The sequence below is a fragment of the Kitasatospora sp. NPDC047058 genome, assembly GCF_040643935.1.
Classification (GTDB): domain Bacteria; phylum Actinomycetota; class Actinomycetes; order Streptomycetales; family Streptomycetaceae; genus Kitasatospora.
Window position 1 is genome coordinate 1 of record NZ_JBEYVJ010000550.1, and the last position, 3,905, is coordinate 3,905.

5 protein-coding genes are annotated in these 3,905 nt (G+C 75.3%); all 5 read left to right on the forward strand.

Annotated elements, in window-relative coordinates:
• The first annotated feature begins 92 nt into the window (after positions 1-92).
• A complete protein-coding gene (locus ABZ885_RS37210; protein WP_360199014.1) occupies positions 93-764 on the forward strand; it encodes a hypothetical protein in 672 nt (223 codons plus the stop codon).
• 188 nt (positions 765-952) lie between these two features.
• Complete coding sequence (locus tag ABZ885_RS37215; protein ID WP_360199016.1) at positions 953-2,557, forward strand: PQQ-binding-like beta-propeller repeat protein; 1,605 nt, start codon at positions 953-955, stop codon at positions 2,555-2,557.
• Between the two features lie 208 nt (positions 2,558-2,765).
• Positions 2,766-2,918, forward strand: a complete 153-nt coding sequence (gene pqqA / locus ABZ885_RS37220) for a pyrroloquinoline quinone precursor peptide PqqA (protein WP_360199017.1) — start codon at positions 2,766-2,768, stop codon at positions 2,916-2,918.
• Positions 2,915-3,604: a pyrroloquinoline-quinone synthase PqqC gene (gene pqqC / locus ABZ885_RS37225; protein WP_360199019.1), complete on the forward strand. Its 690-nt coding sequence runs from the start codon at positions 2,915-2,917 to the stop codon at positions 3,602-3,604. The genes pqqA and pqqC overlap by 4 nt, the downstream gene beginning before the upstream one ends.
• On the forward strand, positions 3,601-3,905 hold a 305-nt coding region (gene pqqD, locus ABZ885_RS37230), incomplete at its 3' end, for a pyrroloquinoline quinone biosynthesis peptide chaperone PqqD (RefSeq protein ID WP_360199021.1). The genes pqqC and pqqD, both read left to right, overlap by 4 nt.

Here is a 3,905-nt window from a genome sequence, read left to right on the forward strand (position 1 = left end):
TTACGGTACCCCCCGCCCGCCCCCCCCCCCCCCGGCGCATCCCCCGCCCCCCCCCCCCCCCGGGGGCGCCCACGCCACCGGAGGGGGTTCTCATGCAGCTCACGTCACCGTTCCGGACCGGTCGTCGGCACCTCTGGCTGCCCGCGCTGGCGCTCACGGGCGCCGCGCTGGCCGGGTGTTCGTCCTCCGGCGGCGGGACCGGGTCGACAGCGGCGACCTCGTCGGCCACCACCGCACCGGCGGCCACGGGCGTGCCGACCCCCGCGGCCCCGCCCACGAGTCCGGCCCCGGCCGCCTCGTCCCCGGCCGCCTCCGGCGCGGCCCCCACCGGCGTGGCCGTCAAGCGGCCCGCGGACGCCTGCACCCTGCTCAACTCCCCCCAGGTGATCGCCGCCGTGGGCACCGCCGGGCCGTTCACCGGTACCCACCCCGACCCGGCGAGCGACGGCAGCCCGGTCTGGGGCTGCACCTGGGGCTCGCGCCAGTCGTACGCCTCGATCCACGAGGTGAAGCCGACCGTCCTCGCCACCGTCAAGGCGGACCCCCAGGCCGACATCGTCCCGGTGCCGGGGGTCGGCCAGGAGGCGGTTCTCGCGAAGCGCAAGGACGGCACCCACCCGGTCGTCTACTTCGTGTCCGACGGCCACGTCTACTCCGTCGAGGTGGTGAAGGACCGCGGTCCGGGCAACGGCGCGAACGCCCCGGCGGAGGCGGTGGCCGAGAGCGCGCTCGCCCTGGTGCTGGCGAAGTCGCTCACCGCCTGAGCCGTCCGGGCACCGTCGGGGCACCGTCCGGCTGCGCCTCCCGACGACGCCGGGCGGCGCAGCGGGTTCCCCCCGGGGCGTGAACGGGGCCGGGCGGGAACGGCGGGCGGATGCGGTACGGCGCGGGCGTTCACAGAATGACGCCACGGCGCCGTACCCGTACTCCCCCGACAGCCAAGGCGGATCGTATGAGCCGACTCCACCCACCCCCGCGCCCGAAGGGCCGCCGCAGGGCCGTGTCCCTGTTCTCCGGCCTCGCCCTGCTCGCCCCGGCGGCCGCGGCCGGCTCGCTGGCCGCCGCGATACCCGCGCGGGCCGACAACCCGACCGTCTCCGTCAACAACAAGCGCACCGGCTGGGACCCGGCCGAGCCGGGCCTGAGCCCGGCGCAGGTCTCGGCCTCGGACTTCGGCCGGCGCTGGTCCACGGCCGTCGACGGCGCGGTCTACGCGCAGCCGGTGGTGGCCGGCTCGACGGTGGTGGTCGCCTCCGAGACCAACCACGTGTACGGCGTCAGCGCCACCGACGGGAAGATCCTCTGGCAGCGCGCGCTCGGCACCCCCGTGCCGTCGGACACCGCCTGCCTGTCCCCGGGCACCGGGATCACCTCGACGCCCGTGTACGACAAGGCGACCGGCACCGTCTACCTGGTGGCGAAGTCCGGTGACGGCGGGGCGCACTTCTCCGTGCACGCCCTGGACGTCGCCTCGGGCGCCGAGCGCAGCGGCTGGCCGGTGCCGGTCCAGGGCGACCCGGTGAACAGCCCGGGCGTCCCGTTCAACGCGGACACCTCCGCCCAGCGGGCCGGACTGCTGCTGCTGGACGGCGCCGTGTACTTCGGCTTCGCCTCGGACTGCGGCACCGGCACCTACGTCGGCCACGTCGCCGGTGTGAACACCACCAGCCGCAAGCTCACGCTCTGGTCCACCGAGTCCGGTTCGAAGTCGCAGAACGGCGGCGTCTGGATGAGCGGCGGCGGCCTGGTCTCGGACGGCGCCGGGCGGATCTTCATCGCCACCGGCAACGGTGCGGGCACCGGCTCCTCGCCGGCGAAGGGCCCGGGCAACAAGCCGCAGGGGCACTTCGCCGACTCGGTGGTCCGGCTCGGCGTCAACAGCGACGGCAGCCTCGCCCCGAAGGACTTCTTCAGCCCGAGCAACAACCGGGACCTCGACCACAACGACCTGGACCTCGGCTCCGGCGGCCCGGCCGCCCTCCCCACCGGCTTCGGCACCACCTCCCACCCGCACCTGCTGGTTCAGGTCGGCAAGGAGGGCCGGATCTTCCTGCTGGACCGCGACAACCTGGGCGGCATGGGCCAGGGCCCGAACGGCACCGACGCGGTGGTCGGCAGCACCGGCCCGTACAAGGGCGTCTGGGGCCACCCGGGAGTGTGGGGCGGTGACGGCGGCTACGTCTACCTGATCGAGAACTACGGCTCGCTGCGCGCCCTCAAGTACACGGTGAACGGCTCCGGCGACCCGCAGCTGACCAACGCCGGGACGAGCGCCGAGGGCTTCGGCTACGCGTCCGGCTCGCCGGTGGTGACCTCCGACGGGACGGCCTCCGGCTCGGCGCTGGTCTGGCTGATCTACTCCGGCACCGGTCCGGGCGGGCAGAACGGCGAACTGCGCGTGTACGACCCGGTGCCGGTCAACGGCACGCTCAAGATGCGGCGCAGCTTCGCCCTCGGCACGGTGACCAGGTTCTCCGTCCCGGCGACGGACAACGGGCGGGTGTTCGTCGGCACCAAGGACGGCCACCTGATCGCCTTCGGCCGCGCAGGCGCCTGAGCCCCCGCGTCCGGTCCACGGCCCGGCCCCGTCCGTCACCCGTTCGAGCGCGTTTGTCCGCGGATCGCGCGGGTTGCACCGGCGGCCGGGCCCGGCGGCTCGTAGCGTCCTGACCCACGGGGCCGCACCCGCCGCCCCGCCCCACCCCGGCCTCGTTCCAACCCCCCGGCCTCGCACCGACCCCGGCCTCGTTCCAAGGAGGACCCCCATGCACGCCACCACACCCCGCCCCGCCACCGCCACGCCGCCCGCGCGCCCGGCCGGCGCCGCCACCGGAAAGCCCGCCTGGACCGCCCCGGCGGTCGAGTGCCACCGCACCGGCGCCGAGGTCACCGCCTACGCCGCGCGGACCACTCGGTGACCCAGCCCCTGACCCGCGAACGGTTCGCGGCCAGGCTGTACGACCTGCGCGGACGGTACTGGGACACCCACCCGTTCCACCTGCGCCTGCACTCCGGTGGCTGCACGCCACCGGAGTTGCGGCGCTGGGTCGCCAACCGCTGGTACTACCAGCTGTGCCTGACCCGCAAGAACGCCGCCATCATCGCCAACTGCCCGCTGGCGGACGTCCGTCGCGCCTGGGTCGAGCGGCTCCCGTACCAGGACGGGCCGAGCGACCACGAGGGCGGGCTGGCCGACTGGCTGATGCTCGCCGAGGCGGTCGGCCTGGACCGCGCCGAGGTCCTCGACGAGCGGCACGTCGCCCGCGGGGTGCGCTTCGCCGTCGACGGCTACCTGCACTTCTGCCAGACCAGGCCGTGGACCGAGGGCGTGGCGGCGGCGCTCACCGAGATGTTCTCGCCGGACCACATGGCCGAGCGGGTCACCGCGTGGCGCACCCACTACGACTGGATCGACCCGGCCGGGTACGCCTACTTCGAGCACCGCATCCCCACCGCCCGCAAGGACAGCGCCCGCACCCTGGAACTCGTCCTCGACCACTGCGTCACCGCCGCCCAGCAGCAGGCCGCGCTCGACGCGCTGGCGTTCAAGTGCGAGGTGCTGCGCGCCATGCTGGACGCCGTCGACTACGGCGCCGACCGGTGACCGCCCCGGCCCGCACCGACCAGGTGCCCGGGCTGCGGCGCGGGGTGCGGCTGGTGCACGACCCGGTCCGCGACCGCTCGGCGCTGCTCTACCCCGAGGGCGTGCTGCTGCTCAACGACACGGCCGCCGCCGTACTGCGCCACTGCGACGGCTGGCGCGGCGCGGACGGCATCACCGCCGAACTCGCGGCCGAGTACGACGGGGTGGACGCCGGCCAGGTCCGGGAACTGCTCGCCGACCTCGCCGGCCGCCGACTGCTCGCCCTGGACGGCACCGGCGCCCCGGCCGTCGCGCGGCCGGC

Coding starts and splice junctions, on each gene's coding strand:
- ABZ885_RS37210 (WP_360199014.1), top strand. CDS start 93: ATGCAGCTCACGTCACCGTTCCGGACCGGTCGTCGGCACCTCTGGCTG.
- ABZ885_RS37215 (WP_360199016.1), top strand. CDS start 953: ATGAGCCGACTCCACCCACCCCCGCGCCCGAAGGGCCGCCGCAGGGCC.
- pqqA (WP_360199017.1), top strand. CDS start 2,766: ATGCACGCCACCACACCCCGCCCCGCCACCGCCACGCCGCCCGCGCGC.